At 38.5% G+C, this 20,659-nt stretch carries 20 protein-coding genes; all 20 read right to left on the bottom strand.

The features are described from left to right. Positions 1–21: 21 nt before the first annotated feature. The 20 genes from NAG76_16460 to sucC all read right to left on the bottom strand — a co-directional run bounded on the left by NAG76_16460 (position 22) and on the right by sucC (position 20,015). Complete coding sequence (locus tag NAG76_16460) at positions 22–402, bottom strand: flagellar biosynthesis protein (GenBank protein ID URN93412.1); 381 nt, start codon at positions 400–402, stop codon at positions 22–24. Beyond that, complete coding sequence (locus NAG76_16455) at positions 402–941, bottom strand: flagellar hook capping protein (GenBank protein URN93411.1); 540 nt, start codon at positions 939–941, stop codon at positions 402–404. Before NAG76_16455 ends, NAG76_16460 begins: the two co-directional genes overlap by 1 nt. A 31-nt stretch (positions 942–972) precedes the next feature. Further along, the gene (locus NAG76_16450; protein URN93410.1) at positions 973–2,295 is read right to left on the bottom strand and encodes a flagellar hook-length control protein FliK; all 1,323 of its coding nucleotides are present in this window, start codon (positions 2,293–2,295) and stop codon (positions 973–975) included. Between the two features lie 28 nt (positions 2,296–2,323). Continuing rightward, the gene (locus NAG76_16445) at positions 2,324–3,229 is read right to left on the bottom strand and encodes an MgtE protein (protein ID URN93409.1); all 906 of its coding nucleotides are present in this window, start codon (positions 3,227–3,229) and stop codon (positions 2,324–2,326) included. Between the two features lie 32 nt (positions 3,230–3,261). Next, positions 3,262–3,708, bottom strand: a complete 447-nt coding sequence (gene fliJ / locus NAG76_16440) for a flagellar export protein FliJ (GenBank protein URN93408.1) — start codon at positions 3,706–3,708, stop codon at positions 3,262–3,264. A gap of 7 nt (positions 3,709–3,715) precedes the next feature. Next, positions 3,716–5,041, bottom strand: coding sequence for a flagellar protein export ATPase FliI (gene fliI, locus NAG76_16435; protein ID URN93407.1), 1,326 nt, complete (start codon positions 5,039–5,041; stop codon positions 3,716–3,718). Then, positions 5,028–5,873: a FliH/SctL family protein gene (locus NAG76_16430; GenBank protein URN93406.1), complete on the bottom strand. Its 846-nt coding sequence runs from the start codon at positions 5,871–5,873 to the stop codon at positions 5,028–5,030. Before NAG76_16430 ends, fliI begins: the two co-directional genes overlap by 14 nt. Then, positions 5,866–6,870: a flagellar motor switch protein FliG gene (gene fliG, locus NAG76_16425; GenBank protein URN96864.1), complete on the bottom strand. Its 1,005-nt coding sequence runs from the start codon at positions 6,868–6,870 to the stop codon at positions 5,866–5,868. The genes NAG76_16430 and fliG overlap by 8 nt, the downstream gene beginning before the upstream one ends. A 20-nt stretch (positions 6,871–6,890) precedes the next feature. After that, positions 6,891–8,474, bottom strand: coding sequence for a flagellar M-ring protein FliF (fliF, locus tag NAG76_16420; GenBank protein URN93405.1), 1,584 nt, complete (start codon positions 8,472–8,474; stop codon positions 6,891–6,893). Positions 8,475–8,514: 40 nt separating this feature from the next. After that, positions 8,515–8,817 (bottom strand): flagellar hook-basal body complex protein FliE, encoded by a 303-nt coding sequence (gene fliE / locus NAG76_16415; GenBank protein URN93404.1) that lies wholly within the window; start codon positions 8,815–8,817, stop codon positions 8,515–8,517. 26 nt (positions 8,818–8,843) lie between these two features. Further along, on the bottom strand, positions 8,844–9,302 hold the full coding sequence (gene flgC, locus NAG76_16410; protein URN93403.1) for a flagellar basal body rod protein FlgC: 459 nt from the start codon (positions 9,300–9,302) through the stop codon (positions 8,844–8,846). Between the two features lie 3 nt (positions 9,303–9,305). After that, positions 9,306–9,725: a flagellar basal body rod protein FlgB gene (flgB, locus tag NAG76_16405; GenBank protein URN93402.1), complete on the bottom strand. Its 420-nt coding sequence runs from the start codon at positions 9,723–9,725 to the stop codon at positions 9,306–9,308. Between the two features lie 225 nt (positions 9,726–9,950). After that, on the bottom strand, positions 9,951–10,718 hold the full coding sequence (codY, locus tag NAG76_16400; protein ID URN93401.1) for a GTP-sensing pleiotropic transcriptional regulator CodY: 768 nt from the start codon (positions 10,716–10,718) through the stop codon (positions 9,951–9,953). A gap of 28 nt (positions 10,719–10,746) precedes the next feature. Continuing rightward, positions 10,747–12,150: an ATP-dependent protease ATPase subunit HslU gene (hslU, locus tag NAG76_16395; protein URN93400.1), complete on the bottom strand. Its 1,404-nt coding sequence runs from the start codon at positions 12,148–12,150 to the stop codon at positions 10,747–10,749. Positions 12,151–12,170: 20 nt separating this feature from the next. Continuing rightward, the gene (gene hslV, locus NAG76_16390) at positions 12,171–12,716 is read right to left on the bottom strand and encodes an ATP-dependent protease subunit HslV (protein URN93399.1); all 546 of its coding nucleotides are present in this window, start codon (positions 12,714–12,716) and stop codon (positions 12,171–12,173) included. Between the two features lie 162 nt (positions 12,717–12,878). Continuing rightward, positions 12,879–14,198: an FADH(2)-oxidizing methylenetetrahydrofolate--tRNA-(uracil(54)-C(5))-methyltransferase TrmFO gene (gene trmFO, locus NAG76_16385; protein ID URN93398.1), complete on the bottom strand. Its 1,320-nt coding sequence runs from the start codon at positions 14,196–14,198 to the stop codon at positions 12,879–12,881. 118 nt (positions 14,199–14,316) lie between these two features. Then, positions 14,317–16,413 (bottom strand): type I DNA topoisomerase, encoded by a 2,097-nt coding sequence (gene topA, locus NAG76_16380; GenBank protein URN93397.1) that lies wholly within the window; start codon positions 16,411–16,413, stop codon positions 14,317–14,319. 28 nt (positions 16,414–16,441) lie between these two features. Further along, complete coding sequence (gene dprA / locus NAG76_16375; GenBank protein URN93396.1) at positions 16,442–17,566, bottom strand: DNA-processing protein DprA; 1,125 nt, start codon at positions 17,564–17,566, stop codon at positions 16,442–16,444. Between the two features lie 304 nt (positions 17,567–17,870). Then, the gene (gene sucD / locus NAG76_16370) at positions 17,871–18,803 is read right to left on the bottom strand and encodes a succinate--CoA ligase subunit alpha (protein URN93395.1); all 933 of its coding nucleotides are present in this window, start codon (positions 18,801–18,803) and stop codon (positions 17,871–17,873) included. Between the two features lie 51 nt (positions 18,804–18,854). Further along, a complete protein-coding gene (sucC, locus tag NAG76_16365; protein ID URN93394.1) occupies positions 18,855–20,015 on the bottom strand; it encodes an ADP-forming succinate--CoA ligase subunit beta in 1,161 nt (386 codons plus the stop codon). Between the last annotated feature and the right edge of the window lie 644 nt (positions 20,016–20,659).

The following is a 20,659-nucleotide window of genomic DNA, read 5'->3' as shown; positions in this document are numbered from 1 at the left end:
AGGCTCCCTTATCGGTCCAGCCTATTTTAAGATGATTGCACTATCTATTTGTGTAAATACATTACTTTGGAGTTGTCCACCATCTAGCGCCGTCACAACCGTTCTAGTTGGCACGTTCACGATCATAGCAATGTCACGATAGACGATCAATGAGTCCTTTGCACCTTTTTGTGCTGCTGAATCAACAGCTTCACTAATTTGAGTTAACCCTTCGCTTGGAAGTTTAATCCCTCTTTGTGCCATTCGAAGTTCTGCATGATGACTGAATTTTAACATCGCGCCATCTAATACTTCTGAGAACTTAGTATTGTCTGAGGATTGCTGACCACGAGTACTATTAGATAAGGCACTCGGATTAACTTTCATTGGATACATATGACCGACTTTAATAATATCACTCATTATTCAGTCACCCCTCCATTAGAAGAGTCATCCCCAGGTGTTTCAGTAGAACCATCTTCAGGAACTTCAGGAGTCTCCTCCGTAGGTTCATCGGGACCATCTGTACTTGGTTTTGTCTCAGAGATTTGACCAACAAAGTCAATTCCGATACGTTCGCCACCAACTTCAACATACAAATAACCATCTTGTGAAATAATTGAATCTACTACGCCACTCTTTTGAATTACTTTTCCGGCTTCATCAAATTGATTCCAAGTAACAGTTTTACCGATTAAGCTAGATGCAGATCCAATGTTCTGACGAATCAACGCCAACTCATCCGACATATTCGACAGTTGCTCAACAGATGTAAATTGTGCCATCTGTGCAATGAAATCTGTATCACTCATCGGATTCATAGGATCTTGGTTACGTAGTTGTGCAACCAGTATACTTAGAAACTGATCTTTACCCATTTCATTGGATTTAGCGGAAGCTTTCTTTACATTAGATGAATCGTAGTTTGGCCACACCACTGAATTTGTAATCGCACTTGCCATTATTTTCACCTCCGTTCAACTTTTGGTGTTATTACACCATTTCATTGACCGCGCGACCATATCCTAGTTCTTTATGAGACGCGTTTGTAAGTAGCTGTTCTTCGAAGTTTTCATCAACATTATTATTATTCTTACCATTTTGATCTTGTAAATGTTGTTGACTACCTTGCTTCTGCTGTTGCGATAATTCAGCAGCGAATGCAGTTTGAGTTACTTCAATTTTATCAACTGTAATGCCTTGCGATGCTAGAGAAGCACGCAGTTGAACCATTTGATTTTCTATTGCATCTTTACCCATTGCAGTTTCAGCTTGGAAAATCGCCGTCAATATACCATTTTGCATTGATATTTTCACATCAACATGCCCTAAATTTTCAGGAGTTAACATAAGTCTAGCTTCAGTTAAACCATTTAATGAAGAAATGTTGAATTTTTGAACGATTAGACCTTCCATCGTATCAGCGAATTCATTTGCTAACACAAATGCCGAAGTTGTTGTTGCACTAGTTTTCGCTAATAACGGCAAGAAATCTTTCGCATTATCAGCTTTCAACATCGCTAACGCTGTTGTTGGTTGACTTTGTAAATCATCAGCCTCAGTTTGTGTCACCACTTCTGTCTGATTCGTCAAAGAAGCTGATGTAAACGCCATTTCTTGTGACAAACGTTGTAGATGTGATGCTGCACTATTCTCTTTCGAGACTTCAACAAACGGAGATGTATTAACTAGGTTAGAATCACTTTGCTTAACCTTCAACTCTTTGACTAGATCGTCAAGCGATGATTGCAAATGCTGTAGTTGATTAGTAATAATCACTTCAGGTTGCTTGCCTTGAATAATTTTCATAGAACCTTCATGCAATGATTGTTGCAATAACAATAATTGATCTTGAAGTTTAGTAACTGTAGCATGTTGACTATTATTAGTAGTTGCAATGAGTGCTTCATCTACTTCTACATCAAAAGAGATGGTAGGTTGCTCATTTTGTAGTGTAATCACTTGTACGAGCGCTGTAAGTTGTTGCATTAACGAATCTAGCAAACTAAGCTGCTCTCCAGTTAGCTCTTCATCTTTCAAAGTTTCTAACTGATCTAGCAAGTTTTCAACAAGCTGGTCTAGTTCTTCAGTCGATAATGTCTCATCTGCTAGTATAGGCAAGCTGCCTACTAATTGAGTTAACGCTCCAGCTGCAATAGCCGTTTCTGTTGATCCAGCAGTTGTAGCTTGGTTGTTAACGATTTGAACTAGTTGATTCTGAAATGTTGCACCTTCAGTTGACGAAGTTGCCTGGCCTGAAGTTGAACTAACACTTCCCATTACTACACCCGAAGAAAGTACGTTTGACAGTTCCACTTTTTCACCTCCTTTCAAATGTAAAGGATTATGAATCTTGCATTAGTTTCGTAACGAGCATTGCCGCTGTATTTTTATTCACTGCTGCTATTTCTTCTAAAATTGCAGATCTTGCAGTACTTGTACTAGCTTTAAGAATACGTAGCACTTTACTTGAGCTAATATCCATCATTTTCACTAGCATATCTGCAGCAGCTTTAGGTTCCATATCCGAGAACGTAGCTGCAAGTTCTGCATCAGATACTTGGGAAGCTGTCGCTGTCGTTGCTGAAGATGTTTGAAGTTTCTTAACTTGAGCTTGAAGCGCAGCGATCTCCATATTCAATACGGAATCATTGTCTTTCAATTTCAACGTAACATCAGCAGCGATTTGTGGCGTCATTTTCTCCATTATCTTAACGCGATCATCAGCACGCATTTGACTGAAAATCAAAGCCATTTCATCCAGCGTCATACTTTGCATAATTGGAGCAGCCTTACTAGGCGTCATCTTAGCAAACATACTAGCTAACTCAACAATTCGATTATTGTACTCTTCATCCGTAAGCTTTGATTCAGCTACATTCTGTTTCAACTGGTCGTTTTCCTCTTGCAAGGTTGTGATTGTACTTTCCTGCGAAGTTTTCACAGTAGTAGCTTCAGCAAGTTCTGCACGAACAGTTGCCAGTTCTGACTCAAGTGCAGTGAGTTTTTCATTAAATTTATCAGTACGAACACTACCATCTGAACCAGTAGATCCTTCTGTTGGTTCAGGTAAGAAATTGCGCACAATCGGAATGTCCTGACCTACTTTTATTACACCAGCACGGAAATCAATGTCAAATAATGTCAACAAAACCCCTAACAGTACTACTAAAAATACAATTGGAATTAAGACAAACATTAATCTTTCGATAAAACTAGTTTCTTGTTTTTCCTCATCTATGGCTGCCAATTCCATTCACTCCCTTTGCAGGCGTTTATCTCTTATGGGGTTGGTGACATAAAACGGATGGAAGCCATCTCGTCTAATTCATTTTGTTCCTTTATCTGCGTTTCGTATTTGAACTTATCGAAAGCATGTTCTTTTGCTTTATGCCAAACTTTTTCTTCCTTCATCTTTGAAGCTAGTTCTTGACGTTTTTGGAATACGTTTCGTTCGGCTTTCATAATATCTTGTTGTTTCAACTTAATATTCTCCGCACAGTATTCAATATATTGATTAATAATTAGCACTTCTGATAGAGGGATAGCTGCAAGCACTGATTGTTCTAATTTAAGTTCCCAACTCTTTTGCTCTTGCATGAATTGATCAAGAATTGCCTGTTCTGCTCTTAGAACTGCAAGCGCATCTGACAAAATCCATTCCGCTTGAGTTTTTTCACTACCTTTCAAATCTACAATCTTTTGAAAAGTATACTTAAAAGATGCCATTGATTAATCAACTCCTACCAAAGTTAGCAATTAATATCTCTTGAGCTTCCTCTAACGTAATTTTGTCATTCGTACGTTGTCTAGTAAACTCGTTAATAGAATCGATATAGTCAATAGCCAAATCAATATTGTGATTTGAACCTTTTTGATATGCACCAATATTAATTAAATCTTCTGACTCACGATATATGGCTAGAAGTCTCTTAAGTTCGTTGGCTGCATCCAACTGTTCATCTGTAACAATCTCGTTCATTACACGACTTACAGATTGCAACACGTCTAACGCAGGATAATGCCCCTTATGAGCAAGCTGACGACTTAGCACAATATGACCATCTAGAATTCCACGAACGGCATCTGCTATCGGTTCATTCATGTCATCACCATCAACTAGGACGGTGTAGAAAGCTGTTATTGAACCTTTCTTACCTGTCCCAGCTCGTTCTAGTAACTTAGGTAATGCAGCAAATACAGATGGCGTATAACCTCTCGTAGCTGGCGGTTCACCAATAGCTAGCCCAACTTCACGCATTGCCATTGCATAACGAGTTACAGAATCCATCATTAACATGACATTTAAGCCACGATCACGGAAGTATTCTGCTATCGAAGTAGCAATCATTGCACCCTTCATTCGAATCAATGCAGGTTGATCAGATGTTGCAACGATAACAACAGAACGTGCTAGACCTTCAGGACCTAAATCCTTCTCTATGAACTCTAGTACTTCACGACCACGCTCACCGATCAAAGCAATAACATTAACATCAGCTGAAGTGTTTCTAGCAATCATTCCTAGTAACGTACTCTTCCCTACTCCAGAACCAGCAAAAATACCTACACGTTGACCTACACCCACGGTTAACAAACCGTCAATGGCTTTAACTCCAATGCTAAGTGGCTTAGATACGCGCGGTCTAGCTAGCGGATTATTAGGTGCGCTATGCGTAGAATAACTAGGCATCCTACTAGGCAAGAAGCTACCATCTAGCGGATTCCCTAAGCCATCCAATACTTTCCCTAACAATTCAGATCCTACTTGAACGGTAAGAGGTTTCCCCGTCCCTACAACATCACAACCTGGGCTGATAGAATGTAATTCTCCGAGAGGCATAAGAATAACCTTGTTCTCTCTAAAACCAACTACTTCTGCCTTTAATGGTTTTGATGATTTAGTAGGATAGATATAACAAAGATCACCAATACTAGCGTCAGGGCCTTGTGATTCTACCGTTAGGCCGATAACTTGCGTAACTTTACCGTTAATGCGAACTGGATCGATATTTTTCAAATGATCTCGATACTTATCCACTTCTAAATTAATCGGCGTCATTGGTTTGACCTCTTTCTTCGATACTTTGATGTGCGATTAAAAGCAATTCTCTCTTAATCTCTGATAGTTGTGTATCAATTCTAGCATCTATACTACCGAACATAGAACGTATAACACAGCCTTCATCTTTAACGCTTGAATCTGGAATAATGACTAATTCTGCTTGAGAATCGATCGTAGCATTCAGTTCTTCACGCGCTGCTTGCACAAAAGATAAATTTGCTGGTGATACACATAATGTAATCTCACCTTGCTCACGTCTGCGTGAAAGTGTTCTCGTAATGATATCTAAGACCATCTCTGGCTCTAGACTAAGTTGTTTACCAATAATTTTCTCAGCAATACTACAACTTAATTCGACGATAAATGGTTCAGCCTCTTGAATGATCTGCTCACGCGTTCGATATGCATCCTTCAATATTGTAGATGCTTCTTCAAGATTATGCTCCCATTCTGCTCTCACTTCTTGTTGTGCTTGCATCACGCCAGACTGATAACCTTGTTGATGTCCTTCTTCTTGATGTTTCTCCTTGATTGCTTCATCCTCATTACGTTTCTCTAGCCACCAAACTTCGATCTGAGCATGAGCATCTTCAAGAAGTTTTTCACATTCATCAGCTGCTTCACTAATACGTGTTTCTGCGGTTGACATGGCATCAGAGAGGATCTGATCTCTCAAGGAAATTGTATCAGCATCAGGGCCTTCTTCAACTGGTTCACTTGTCTCTTCTCCATCAGTTTCTTCATGTTGCGGAATATATTGATTATTCCAGCGCAACTTTCTCAGCTCTTCTAGCGTCATAACATGAGAAGACTTGATTAGATTAGACAATAATATCATCTCCTCCACCACGAGCAATAATAATCTCACCAGATTCTTCCAGTCTTCTTATAATTGCAACGATACGTGTTTGAGCTTCTTCAACGTCACGCAAACGAACAGGTCCCATAAATTCCATTTCTTCTTGGAAAGTATCAGCCATACGTTTAGACATATTGCGGAAAATAGCTTCCCTAACTTCTTCACTAGAAACTTTAAGTGCAAGTTGTAAGTCTGCATTTTCTACATCTCTAATAATTCGTTGGATCGAACGATTATCGATACTAACAATATCTTCAAATACAAACATACGTTTTTTGATATCTTCAGCAAGTTCAGGATCTTGAATTTCAAGTGCATCAAGAATCGTACGCTCAGTACCACGGTCAACGCCATTCAATATTTGGACGATAGCATCAATACCACCAGCATTTGTGTAATCTTGTGTAACAGTAGATGATAGTTTTTGTTCGAGAATATGCTCAATCTGAGTAATTACTTCAGGTGAAGTACTATCCATCATTGCAATTCTTTTCGCTACATCCGCTTGTTTGTCTTGCGGCAGAGACGATAGAATTGTTGAGGCTTGATCAGATTGTAGATAAGAAAGAACAAGAGCGATCGTTTGTGTATTTTCATTTTGGATAAAGTTAAGAATTTGTGCAGGATCAGCTTTACGCGCAAAGTCAAACGGTCTAACTTGAAGCGTAGCTGTTAAGCGTGTTAATACTTCTTTCGCTTTGTCCTCGCCTAATGCTTTGTCCAATATTTCCTTCGCATATGCAATACCACCTTGAGAAATATACTCCTGTGCCATACATATTTGATGGAATTCTGTCAATATATTATCTCTATCAGTACTATCAACTTTTCTAACATTAGCGATTTCCAGCGTTAATTGCTCGATTTCATCATCGCGTAAATGTTTGAAGATTTGTGCGGACACTTCTGGTCCTAGTGTGATTAATAAAATTGCTGCCTTTTGACGACCAGACAATCCTTGTGACATTTTCGACAATTACAGCACCTCTATTCATCTACTAGCCAGGTACGAAGCAAGTTGACGAAGTCGTCAGGTTTGCGTTTGGCAAGTGTTTCTAGATTTTTACGAGCTTGACTATCATTTTGTAAATTATCCAAATTAATCTCTTCATAAGCAGGTCTCTCTGGAATATCATTTATTGCTTCTTCTTCAAGTCTTGCAGCGTTGCGACGACGTGCAACTACTACTACTAGAGCAACAATGGCAGCTAATGCCAATGCTCCGATACCGATTAACCAACCTAGTGAAATGCCAGAACCTGAAGTTTCAACTTCAGCAGAATTGAAATTACGTGCAATCAACGTCACTTTCTTATTCAAAAGATCATCATTTTCTACATCTTGACCTGAATTCGCTAATTGACTTCTTACAAAGCTAGTTAAATAGCTCGTAATTGCAACACGTTCTTCTTGATTTGTTAGTTCAGCAGCCTCAAAACCTACACTTATTGATAGATCTTTAACGACATAAGGTGCCGACTCAATAATGCTGTCAACTCTATTAACTTCATAATTTTTAATACTAGAATTAGTTTCAGTACTACTTTCTCCACCATTAGTAGAGGTTTGATAGGTTGGAACATCTGTTTCACCAGTACCAACAACTCCACCCGATGTACCGCTCGTATTGGTAGAAGAACTAGAATTATTCTCTTCACTAATAATTATTCCGTTATTGTTGTTATTTTCGAGAGGTGATACAAGACTTTCTGTACTAGATTTCTTGTCAAAGTTCAAGCTACTAGAAATACTAACAACAATATTATCTACACCATAGATTTGGCTTAAGTATTGCTGAACGCTAGTTTTAACATCTTGCTCATACATCTTCTGAACTTTAAATTGTGATTCTATTAAATTCGAACTGCCTGCCAACAAATCATTCGTTGAAGATGACATTAATTCACCCAATTGTTGACTTGAGATCGTAACGTCACTGACTTCTAGACCTGTTACGGAAGACTTTACTAGATTGAAATATCCATCTATTTCCGCTTGTGTTGGACGATAACCAGTCGTAAAATTAAGTACTATGGCTGCAGTCGGTTTGTTTTGCTCATCCGTAGTTAGAAACACACTTTCTTTAGGTACTGTAACTAGTACCTTTGAACTTTGGATTCCTTGAAGTCCATTCAATAACTTTTGAATTTCTCCATTAACTGCGTTTTGATATTTAACGTTAAATTCGTTTTCCGTTGTGCCAAGCGTAGAGCTTCCTAATCCAAAAGCTTCAGTAAATCCAATTGATCCATTTTGAATTAAACCTTCAGAACCAATTGCAATTTTTGCTTTAACAGCGTCTTTCGTTGGAACGGAAATGGATGTACCCATAGCATTTAACTTATAAGGTATCGCTGCCGAATCCAAATAAGAAATTACTGCAGCTGAATCTGTTGCATCTAAGTTATTAAAAGCAACCTCGTATTCAGTTCTTGTAAATATAACGGTCGCAAGTACAATTGCAACTACTAGTCCTACTATCGAGGCACCAAGCCATATTTTTTGTTTTCTTCCCATTTGTTGGAACGTTGTCTTAATCTTATTAACATATTGGGCGACTCTTTCGTTCACGTTTTCACCTCATCCGAGTTCTATGCTAGTCTCAACAAACTTAGATTTGGATCCGCATTATTTCTTGATAGGCTGTTACTGCCTTATCGCGGATCTGTGAGGTTAATTGCAAAGTTAACTGAGCTTGACTAGCTGTAATCAATAGTTCAGTAGCATCCACTTTACCTGCAAGATACAAATCGTTTTTCGCATGTACTTCTGCTTCTTGTGCAGTTACATTCTCTAAAGCATCATTTAGAAATTGACCGAAGGATTTCGTAATATCTGCAGTTGTCTTTTCATTAGAAGCTGCATTTATACTTTTAATTTGTTGTAAACTTATACCTGAAACTGATTCAATCATTAGTTACCTCCATTCTTAGTGTCAAACTATTTTCCAATTTCTAATGCTTTCATAAACATTGATTTCGTAGCGTTTAGAGCTGTTACATTCGATTCATACGCTCGAACAGCAGCTATCATATCAACCATCTCCGTTGCAATGTCAACATTTGGCATGTTGACGTAACCATCAGCGTTAGCATCAGGGTGAGCCGGATTATAGACTAACTTAGTTGGTGAAGTGTCCTCTATGATTTTTGTCACATTAACACCATTTAACAATTTGCTTTCTTGCTTTCCATTCAATGTATTATTAAGGATGGATGCAAAAGATGATTCCTTTGAATCCATTACCACCATTTTCCTTTTATAAGGAACATATTCACCATTGACAAAGCTACCTCGCGTCGTTTCCGCATTGGCAACATTTGATGAAATAACATCCATTCTCATACGATTTGCTGTTAAAGCAGATGCACTAATGTCAAAACCATTAGTAAGTTTCACCTATTATTTCCCCCCTGTGATTGCAATTCTCATCATTGAAAACTCATGGTTCAACTGTTGCACATACAAATTGTAATTTAATTGATTTTTAGCAAGCAAGGTCATTTCAGCATCTGGATCAACGTTATTATTCGTTGTAGAATTCATTGCTGTTGTTGTGTCAGTTACGATTTTTGAAGTTGGTAAACCAAGTTTACCTCCATTAATCGTGATATGGCGATCATTCGTAGTTTGACCTTTTAAGGAAGATGTAGAGTTAGTACCCATTGCATCAGCAATTAATTCTTCAAAAAGAAGCTCTGATCTTTTGAAATTAGGAGTCTCTGCATTGGCAATATTATTAGAGATTACACGTTGCCTTGCCTCAGCATTATATAGTGCAGATTCCATTCTTTGAAAAGAGGTACTATTCAAAAGTTTCATTCATTTCACCGCTTTCTTACGACTCATAATGTTCTGATTCAACATTTAGATGTCAAATTCCTCTATTTCATAACAAAAAATATTAAAAATTTATAATATTTCGTCGAAAGATATATCTATATAATCAAGAATTCCCTAATTTATTACAATAAGAAAAAAGCCCTAATTTATTTATCAACTAGGGCTTTTGGGGTATATTTGGGTACATATATATTCTATTTGTCTTTATTTTTGTTTCTGAAGTTCTTGGAGCAACTGCATATTCAATATATTAATGTAAGTACCTTTCATTCCTAAAGATCTAGTTTCAATAACTCCTGCACTCTCTAATTTACGAAGTGCGTTAACGATAACCGAACGTGTAATACCTACACGGTCTGCTATCTTGGAAGCTACAAGCAATCCTTCTTTTCCGTCCAACTCTTCGAAAATATGTTCCACAGCTTCTAACTCACTATAAGATAGTGATCCAATTGCTACAGCAACTACTGCTCGACTACGTGCTTCTTGTTCGATCTCCTCGCTACGTTCTCTTAAGATCTCCATCCCAACTATAGTGCCTCCATACTCCGCAAGAACTAGATCTTCATCGTTAAACTCTGCTTTTGTCCGGGTAAGTAATAGAGTTCCTAGTCGATCTCCTCCACCGATAATTGGTACAATAGTCATATTTTCCTGATCACCAAGTCTGACAATTAGTTCAGAATCCATTTTTTCCATTGAAACATTTGAGTTTGTTTCAGCAAATTCTAAGAACAATTCATTCATTTTATTAGAAAATCTTAATTCTTCTGAACTTAAAGCACGTAAATAATCATGCGCATAAATATCTAAAGCTGCACAACCGAGTACTTTACCTCGACGACTAACAACGAACACATTGGACTGAATCGTCGTGCAAAGCACTTCAGCCATTTCTCTAAAATTAACTGACTTACCTGCTGCACGTTGTAATAACCGATTCAAAGTTCGTGTCTTATTCAATAAACTCATTACTAATTGCCTCCCAAATCTAATGCTGCTACAAAATGTACTGACTCAAATCACGATCTTTTGCAATATTCCCTAGTTTAGCTCTAACGTACTCTGGAGTAATGTCCATATGTTCTAACGTTAATTCAGGAGCTTCAAATGATAGATCCTCTAACAATTTTTCTAGAATAGTATGCAATCTTCTTGCGCCGATATTTTCCATATTACGATTTACATCTGCTGCAATTTTAGCTATTTCTTTAATCGCATCTTCTGTAAAGTCAACTTTAATTCCTTCTGTTTCCAACAATGCAGTATATTGTTTCGTCAATGCATTTTTCGGTTCTGTCAAAATGTTTACGAAGTCTTCTTCTGATAGCGAAGTCAATTCGACACGAATTGGGAAGCGTCCTTGTAACTCAGGAATTAGATCAGAAGGTTTAGCTATATGGAATGCCCCAGCAGCAACAAACAGCACATAATCCGTTCTAACAGGTCCATACTTCGTCATAATCGTAGATCCTTCCACGATCGGTAAAATATCTCTTTGAACACCTTCACGTGATACATCAGGGCCCGATCCGCGAGACGGTGCAGCGATTTTATCAATTTCATCGATGAAAATAATACCACTCTGCTCAGCGCGAATAACAGATTCAGCAATGACTTCATCCATATCGATCAGTTTAGTAGCTTCTTCTTGTGTGAGTACTTTTCTTGCTTCTTTTACAGGTAACTTTCTCTTCTTAGGTTTCTTAGGCATTAAAGAACCTAGAATATCTTGCATATTCATTCCTGAATTTTCTAAACCTTGACCACTTAACATATCCATCATATTAGGAGTATTGTCTTCTACCTCAATTTGGATTTGCTCATTTTCAAGCTTACCTGCCGCAAGATCTGCTTTAACCTTTGAACGTCGCTCTGCTAGTCCATGATCAATCTCTGCTTCTTTATCGCTGTCAGAATCATCAGAATTGTTACCACCGAATAACATTTCGAAAGGATTTTTGTTAGATTTTGGTTTAACTTTTGAAGGAGCGAGAAGATCGACGATTCGCTCATTAGCAAGTTTTTCAGCTTCAGCTTTTACTACTTCGGTCTTTTCAACTTTAACCATTCGAATCGCAACTTCTACCAAATCGCGGACCATCGATTCAACATCACGACCAACATAGCCTACTTCAGTAAATTTGGTTGCCTCTACCTTCACAAATGGTGCTTTCACTAATTTGGCAAGGCGTCTTGCAATTTCCGTCTTACCTACTCCTGTTGGACCGATCATTAGAATGTTTTTCGGTACAATCTCATCTCGCAAGTTTTCATCTAGCATACTTCTCCGATAACGATTACGTAGCGCAACCGCCACTGAACGTTTTGCATCCTTTTGAGCAACAATATACTTATCCAGTTCCCCAACAATCTGACGCGGTGTCAGAGCTTTGTTATCCATTCCTCATCGCCTCCGCTACTCTATAATATTTCTTCTACCACAATATTGTGATTAGTATAAACGCATATTTCTGCCGCTATCGTCAAAGCTCCGTGGGCAATATCTTTCGCTTCCATATCAGGAGCATGACGTTTCATTGCTCTTGCAGCAGATAAAGCAAAGGATCCACCTGAACCAATCGCAATAACATCATCATCAGGTTCGATAATCTCACCATTACCCGAAATTAACAACATTCCACTTTTATCCATAACAATCATCATCGCTTCCAGCTTACGAAGAACGCGATCTGAACGCCATTCTTTAGCAAGTTCAACTGCTGCACGTTGCAAATTCCCATGATGTTCTTCAAGCTTAGCTTCGAACTTCTCAAACAACGTAATTGCGTCTGCAACAGATCCTGCAAAACCCGATACAACTTGACCACGATATAATCTACGTACTTTCTTCGCCGTACCCTTCATAACCATCGAATTACCAAAGGTCACTTGCCCATCACCAGCAATAGCACCTTTGCCATTATGTCTTACTGCACAAATCGTTGTCGCATGAAATTGCATTTCCATCTTTTACGCCTCCTCCAAACTTTTCCTATGCTTTTTGAAACAACTTCTCAGTTTCCAATACTTAATTTACAAATTCACTTCATATTCAATGCCGATTATCCTTCTTATGTTACTTCGTTATCAAAGTCTGCCTTTTGAACTTCCACTACAGTAAGGATAAAATTATCTACCGAAATGCTCATCCTTAAACTGTTGAATATGCTCTAATGCGCGATTCGCGATCGCCTCATTTTTTTCCTTCTTATTTCGAATTTTATTCTCAAGTGGTGGAAACAGACCAAAGTTTGCGTTCATTGGTTGAAAATGTTTGAAATCAGCTGTTGTAATGTACTCAGCCATACTACCTAGCGCTGATTGTACAGGCAATTGCACTAAAGGTTCACCTTTTGCAAGTTTCGCAGCATTAATACCAGCGATTAATCCTGATGCAGCTGACTCAACATATCCTTCTACACCTGTCATCTGCCCTGCAAAGAATAAATTCTCTCTTTGCTTTGTTTGGTACGTAGGTTTCATTAAGCTAGGTGAATTGATGAATGTATTACGATGCATGACACCATAACGTACAAACTCCGCATTTTCAAGTCCAGGGATCATTGAGAATACACGCTTTTGCTCTCCCCATTTCAAATGAGTTTGGAAGCCTACCATATTATAAAGCGTTCCTGCTGCATTATCTTGACGCAACTGGATAACAGCATGCGGCAACTTACCTGTATGAGGATTTACAAGTCCTACTGGCTTCAGTGGACCGAATAACATCGTTTGTCTACCACGTGTGGCCATAACTTCAATTGGCATACAACCTTCAAAGTATATTTCCTTCTCAAATTCTTTTAATTGAGCAACTTCAGCAGTTACTAGTTCATCATAGAAAGCATTAAATTCATCTTCAGTCATCGGACAATTCAAATACGCAGCTTCACCTTTATCATAACGAGATGCTAAGTATACTTTATCCATATCAATCGAATCTTTTTCAATGATTGGAGCTGCTGCATCATAGAAGTAGAAGTACTCTTCTCCAAGTAATCCTTGAATTTGTTTGGATAATGATTCTGCTGTTAATGGACCCGTTGCGATAACAACAATTCCATCCTCAGGTATTTCCGTTACTTCTTCATTACGAACATCAATTAGCGGATGATTGCGCAGACGATTTGTGATTTCCCCAGAAAAACCGTCACGGTCTACTGCTAATGCTCCACCAGCTGGAACAGCATGTTGGTCTGCACTACTGATGATGATGGAATCCAGCATACGCATTTCTTCCTTCAATACACCAACCGCGTTGCTTAAACCATTCGCTCGTAAACTATTACTACATACTAATTCAGCAAATTGGTTCGTATGGTGTGCAGGTGTTTTTGTTACTGGACGCATCTCGTATAAAATAACTTCAACACCTTGCTCAGCGATTTGCCAAGCAGCTTCACTACCTGCTAGACCAGCACCGACAACAATTACTTTTTGATTACTCAATCTATTTCATCCTCTCAAATCACAAGCTCTAGTTTTAAGTATAGAAAGACAATATCCTCCCAAGGAATGGGAGGACAATGACGTTACATATAGGCACTACGATCTATACATAACTATATTATAGTTCTTCGTTATCATCCTCGATAATCTCTTCCGAGTAATCACAACTTACACATTTTAATTTGGCGCCACTACGATTACGTTTTTCGACAAGTACCTCATTACAATTCGGACAAGATTTGTTCGTAGGCTTATCCCATGAAACATAATCACACTCTGGATAAGAGTCACAACCGAAGAAGATTCTTCCCTTTTTGCTCCGTCTTTCGACGATATGTCCTTTATTACATTTCGGACAAGTAACTCCAATATCTTTGACAATAGGTTTTGTATTTCTGCAATCCGGGAATCCAGAACATGCTAGAAAACGTCCGAAGCGTCCCATTTTGTACACTAATGGTTTGCCGCACTTTTCACAAAGTTCATCGGATACCTCGTCTTGAATTTCAATTTCTTTCATTTCTTCTTCAGCTACTTCTAATCTCTTCTCAAAAGTTTCATAGAAATCAGCTAAAATTTTGACCCAATCTTGAGTTCCTTCTTCCACATGGTCAAGATTACCTTCCATGTTGGCAGTGAACTCAGCGTTCAATATTTCAGGAAAAAATTCTTCCATAAGTTGAATAACTAATTCCCCAAGCTCTGTAGGGAAAAACTTTTTCTCCTCTAATGCCACATAACCACGTTTTTGAACCGTTTCTAATGTAGGAGCATAAGTACTTGGACGACCGATACCTAATTCTTCTAATGCTTTCACAAGTCTTGCTTCCGTAAATCTCGGTGGTGGCTGAGTGAAATGTTGCTTCGGATCAATAGCTTCTGGATCAAGCTTCTCACCAACGGATAGAGCAGGAAGTAAAGTGTACTCTTCTACCGTATCATCATCATTACCTTCCACATATACTTTCATAAAACCTGCGAATTTAATTTTAGAACCGGTAGCACGGAAAGTTGCTGACCCACTATTGAAATCAACCGTCATCGTATCTAGAACAGCAGATGACATCTGACTTGAAGCAAAACGATCCCAGACTAATTTATAAAGTCTGAATTGATCTCGAGACAAGAAAGGTTTCATCGTCTCAGGATCACGAAGAATCGATGTTGGTCGGATCGCTTCATGGGCATCTTGTGAATTACTATTTTTTTTCAAGTACTGCCTTGGCTCATCTGGAATGTACGTAGCACCGTATTTGTTCGTCACATATTCACGAGCCTCTTCTTGCGCAATTGGAGAAATACGCGTGGAATCAGTTCTCATATACGTAATTAAACCAACTGTACCTTCTTTACCAAGCTCTACACCCTCGTAAAGCTGTTGCGCAACACTCATCGTCTTAGAAGCTCTAAATCCGAGCTTTCGAGCCGCTTCCTGTTGCAGTGAACTTGTTATGAAAGGTGGAGAAGGATTTCTAAGCCTTTCTTTCTCTTTCACTTCAGCTACAGTAAATTTGTCATTCGCCATAGCAGCTAGCACTTCATCAACCTCAGCTTGATTAGCAAGTTCTTTCTTCTTGCCATTCAAACCATAGAACTTCGCTTCAAAGTTCTGCTTCTGATGTTCAAGTTTTGCAGTAATCGACCAATATTCTTCCGGAATAAAAGCATCAATCTCATTTTCACGATCAATAATCATTTTCACTGTAACCGATTGTACACGGCCAGCTGATAGACCTTTTTTCACTTTTTTCCACAATAGCGGACTAATCTTATAACCCACTAATCGGTCAAGAATACGTCTTGCTTGTTGTGCATTAACTAAGTCCATATTAATAGCGCGCGGCGTCTTGAATGCATCCTTTACCGCTTGCTTTGTAATTTCATTAAATACTACACGACAAGAATCAGTTTCATCGATATCTAGATAATGAGCCAAATGCCAAGCAATCGCTTCTCCTTCGCGATCGGGATCGGCTGCGAGATAGACTTTTTTCACTTTTTTACTCGCGTCTTTCAATTCTTTCAGTACACTACCTTTTCCACGAATCGTAATGTATTTCGGATTAAAATCATTTTCCACTTCAACACCAATTTGACTTTTAGGTAAATCACGAATATGTCCCATAGACGCTTTGACAATATATTTACTACCTAAATACTTACCAATCGTTTTGGCTTTGGCGGGTGATTCTACAATGACTAACGAATCTGCCATACGAGGTGCCTCCTCTTTTAGAAACAAATTACAGTGCAATATATATTGAACCAGGATGTTGTTCTATGAATTGTTTTATACATAAATTTAGCAGAAGAACGTTCAAATGTCCAAACGGAATGTTAGTAATATTAAAAATCTCATTAATAGAGAGTGATTTTTCTCTCAGCAATGTAACAATAATAACTTCATCTTCAGACAATTCATGTAATAATTTGTTCTTCATTTGATGCTTCGTTTCATTTTTATTTTGACTATTCGCAATAGGTTTCAACCATGGTAATTCCTCAAATAACTGATGTGAGGACAATAGCATTCTAGCATATCCATTCTGAATAAGAAAGTTTGGTCCTTCACTTTTTGCTGAATTAATAGGTCCTGGAACCGCAAATAGCTCACGATCCATGTCTATTGCGTGCTTTGCTGTAATCATCGAACCACTTTTACGTTCTCCTTCTATTATAATAGAAGCAAAACTTAAACCTGCGATAATTCGATTCCGCTGATGAAATTGACCAGGATGTATAGGAGAAGCATGTACACTTTCAGAGAGAAGCAAACCCTCTTCACCAATACGTTCATACATTTCATAATTGTTAGCGGGATAGCATTGTGTTATTGCGGTAGGTAATATTGCAATCGTTGAACTTCCATAAGATAAAGCCTCTTTGTGGGCAATGGTATCAACACCATTAGCAAAACCACTTACAATCGTTAACCCTTGCTGGGCAAATTGTCCACTGAAAAGCTTTGTACACTGTTTTCCGTAGCTAGTAGGATATCTAGTGCCAACAATAGCCAGTGATTGCCTCTGAAGCAATTCTAACCGTCCACGAACATACAGAATCCAAGGTGGTTGTGCAATCTGTTTCAACGTTTCTGGATACTGCTCATCCCAGTATGTAATACAGGTATATCGATTCCGCAGTTGATGAGTCACACGTTCTTCATTTCTTTCATACGTATAATTGCTTCGAAATTGATGTAATCTTTCTGAAATTTGTGCCTTCACTCCAAGTTGCTGTAATCGCTCGACATGCCATACATCTTCCTCATAAAGATTACTATCTATAATAAGTTTCATTGTATGCCAACCAACACCTTGTACTTCAGAGAGCTCGATAATAAAGTGCTTATACTGATTATTGTTCATATGAATACTCCTTCGTTATGAACAAGAGCTTGCACTAGCACTCTCATATTGTGCCTTAATATAGAGGCACATTGCAAGTCTTGCTTCGTAAATTGCTTAAATTTTCTAAATATTCCATGAAAAAACCTCTTTCGAGGCTAATTCAAGGATGAGCGACAGTGACTATAGGTAGTTTTTATTACTCAATGGAATTTGTTCATCAGGTACCGTTAAACATTAATCATTTGTATTGTTACAATAAAAAAGCAGCCTTACCCCTTTCAAATGAAAGAGATAAGGCTGCTTGCCTTGCGAATTTATATCATTACTTCACTGTAATACATTTTTCAAGTAGACCTTGTTCTTCTAGTACAGATACTAGAGTTGAACCCATATCAGATGGTGTAGGAGCTACTTTAATACCACATGCTTCAAGCGTAGTAATTTTTTCAGCTGCGGTACCTTTACCACCAGAAATAATTGCCCCTGCATGTCCCATACGTTTCCCTGGAGGAGCAGTTGCACCACCAATGAAACCTACTACTGGCTTCGTCATATTAGCTTTAATCCACTCAGCAGCTTCTTCTTCTGCAGTTCCACCGATCTCACCGATCATAATAACTGCATAAGTTTCAGGATCATCGTTAAAACGACTTAAAATATCGATAAACTCAGAACCTTTAACAGGGTCTCCACCGATACCAATCGCAGACGACTGACCAATACCGCGAGTCGTCAATTGATGAACAGCCTCATAAGTAAGTGTTCCAGAACGAGACACTACACCTACATGACCTGGAGTATGAATATAGCCTGGCATAATACCAATTTTGCACTCGCCTGGAGTAATAACGCCTGGGCAGTTAGGTCCGATCAATACGGAATCTTTACCTTCCATATAACGCTTTACATTAACCATATCAAGTACAGGAATACCTTCTGTAATACAGATAACAAGTTCAAGTCCTGCATCAACAGCCTCAATAATCGCTTCAGCTGCGAAAGCAGGTGGTACGTAGATTACAGATGCAGTAGCACCTGTAGCTTCAACCGCTTGCGATACTGTATTGAATACTGGCAATGTAGCTACATCACCATTCTCAAGTGTAATCTCTACTGATGTGCCACCTTTACCAGGTGTAACGCCACCAACCATTTGCGTGCCATAGTCTAATGCACCTTTTGCATGGAATAGACCAGTAGCACCAGTGATACCTTGAGTAATAACTTTTGTATCTTTATTAACCAAAATAGCCACTTATCTCACATCCTCTGAATGTTTTCGTGTATTTACTCGAGAAATGCAGTTCTATTTCACTAGAGCTACAATTTTTTGCGCGCCATCTGCCATGGAATCAGCCGCAACAATATTCAGACCAGATTCATTAAGAATCTGCTTTCCTAGTTCCACATTCGTACCTTCAAGACGAACGACAAGTGGACGATCTAGGCCGATTTGCTTAGCAGCTTCTACCACACCGTTTGCGATAACATCACAACGCATAATGCCGCCAAAAATGTTCACGAAAATACCTTTAACTTTTTCATCAGACAGAATAATTTTGAATGCTTCTGTTACTTTTTCAGTAGTCGCACCGCCACCTACATCTAGGAAGTTAGCTGGGTCTCCACCGTAATGTTTAATAATATCCATTGTCGCCATCGCAAGTCCTGCGCCATTAACCATACAACCGATGTCACCATCAAGTGCAATATAGCTAAGGTCATACTTGGAAGCTTCAATTTCTTTAGAATCTTCTTCTTCAAGATCGCGAAGATCTAAAATGTCTTTGTGACGGTACAATGCGTTAGAGTCGAAATTCAATTTCGCATCCAATGCCATAACGTTTCCATCACCTGTTACAACTAGAGGGTTAATTTCGGCAATAGAGCAATCTTTTTCCACGAAAGCGCTGTATAAACTAAGCATGAATTTAGCAGCTTTGTTAACTAGTTCATTCGGAATGTTGATAGCATATGCTAATTTGCGAGCTTGGTAAGCTTGCAAACCAATTGCAGGATCAACCACTTCTTTAAAAATTTTCTCTGGATTACTGGCAGCAACCTCTTCGATCTCAGTACCGCCTTCTTCTGATGCCATAAATGTTACACGACCTGTGGCACGATCAAGAACTACACCAACGTAGTACTCTTTCTTAATGTCACAGCCTTGCTCAATTAGAAGGCGCTTAACTTCTTTGCCTTCTGGACCCGTTTGATGAGTAACTAGCACCTTGCCTAAAATTTCACTTGCATAAGCTCTAACTTCATCAAGATTTTTTGCTACTTTTACTCCACCGGCTTTACCACGGCCACCAGCATGAATTTGGGCTTTAACGACAACTACCGAAGTCCCTAGTTCTTGCGCAGCTTGTACAGCTTCATCAACTGTGAACGCTACTTTCCCTTCGGGAACGGATACGCCATATTGTTTTAGTACAGCTTTGCCTTGATACTCATGGATATTCATGTTGAAATCCTCCATTTCACTGACTATTACAGTAATATGTACAAAGAAACTGCTTACATTGTAACATCTTTCTTCATGATTATCTCTCATTTCTAAAAAAAGAGTGAGCTTATTTTGCTATCGATATGATCTCTTTTTGATATCGTTGAAATTTTGCCACTTTCTTTCCCGCTTAATAGCCTACTTTTCATAGTATAATCGCTAATTAAGTATTTCCGCTTTAGGTTTGGGTGAGGCTTATGATGCACAAATAACGTGCATAGAAATTACTTTTGAGGACTATTGTGAGCTTTCTGCTCATTTTGCTCGTATAAGCATTAATTTTGCGGTCTATTGCGTCCTTCTTCTCATTTTTCTCGTATAGGCATCATTTTTGAGGTTTATTGTGCGCTTTTTTCACATTTCGCTCGCATAAGCATTAATTTTGTGGTCTATTGCGTCCTTTCTTCTCATTTTGCTCATATAGACATTACTTTTGAGGCTTTTTGCTCTGGTTATTCATTTAATTCAGTAGTTACATATCTATCATGTGATGAATAGTTACCGCACACGCTATTAACCTTTAATTGACAAATTTTCATTAGCTACTTATGATTAAATGAATAGATAACATGAGGAAGCACCTCCAATCTAACCATTGGGGG

Source organism: Candidatus Pristimantibacillus lignocellulolyticus, from assembly GCA_023639215.1.
Taxonomy (GTDB): Bacteria; Bacillota; Bacilli; order Paenibacillales; family Paenibacillaceae; genus Pristimantibacillus; species Pristimantibacillus lignocellulolyticus.
This window is presented reverse-complemented; position numbering and strand designations above follow the sequence as displayed.

What these genes read in the sequence shown, in the direction of transcription:
- NAG76_16460 (URN93412.1), bottom strand. Translation starts at nt 402, where the DNA reads ATGAGTGATATTATTAAAGTCGGTCATATGTATCCAATGAAAGTTAAT.
- NAG76_16455 (URN93411.1), bottom strand. Translation starts at nt 941, where the DNA reads ATGGCAAGTGCGATTACAAATTCAGTGGTGTGGCCAAACTACGATTCA.
- fliJ (URN93408.1), bottom strand. Translation starts at nt 3,708, where the DNA reads ATGGCATCTTTTAAGTATACTTTTCAAAAGATTGTAGATTTGAAAGGT.
- fliI (URN93407.1), bottom strand. Translation starts at nt 5,041, where the DNA reads ATGACGCCGATTAATTTAGAAGTGGATAAGTATCGAGATCATTTGAAA.
- fliG (URN96864.1), bottom strand. Translation starts at nt 6,870, where the DNA reads ATGTCACAAGGATTGTCTGGTCGTCAAAAGGCAGCAATTTTATTAATC.
- fliE (URN93404.1), bottom strand. Translation starts at nt 8,817, where the DNA reads ATGATTGAATCAGTTTCAGGTATAAGTTTACAACAAATTAAAAGTATA.
- flgB (URN93402.1), bottom strand. Translation starts at nt 9,725, where the DNA reads ATGAAACTTTTGAATAGTACCTCTTTTCAAAGAATGGAATCTGCACTA.
- codY (URN93401.1), bottom strand. Translation starts at nt 10,718, where the DNA reads ATGAGTTTATTGAATAAGACACGAACTTTGAATCGGTTATTACAACGT.
- hslU (URN93400.1), bottom strand. Translation starts at nt 12,150, where the DNA reads ATGGATAACAAAGCTCTGACACCGCGTCAGATTGTTGGGGAACTGGAT.
- hslV (URN93399.1), bottom strand. Translation starts at nt 12,716, where the DNA reads ATGGAAATGCAATTTCATGCGACAACGATTTGTGCAGTAAGACATAAT.
- topA (URN93397.1), bottom strand. Translation starts at nt 16,413, where the DNA reads ATGGCAGATTCGTTAGTCATTGTAGAATCACCCGCCAAAGCCAAAACG.
- dprA (URN93396.1), bottom strand. Translation starts at nt 17,566, where the DNA reads ATGAACAATAATCAGTATAAGCACTTTATTATCGAGCTCTCTGAAGTA.
- sucC (URN93394.1), bottom strand. Translation starts at nt 20,015, where the DNA reads ATGAATATCCATGAGTATCAAGGCAAAGCTGTACTAAAACAATATGGC.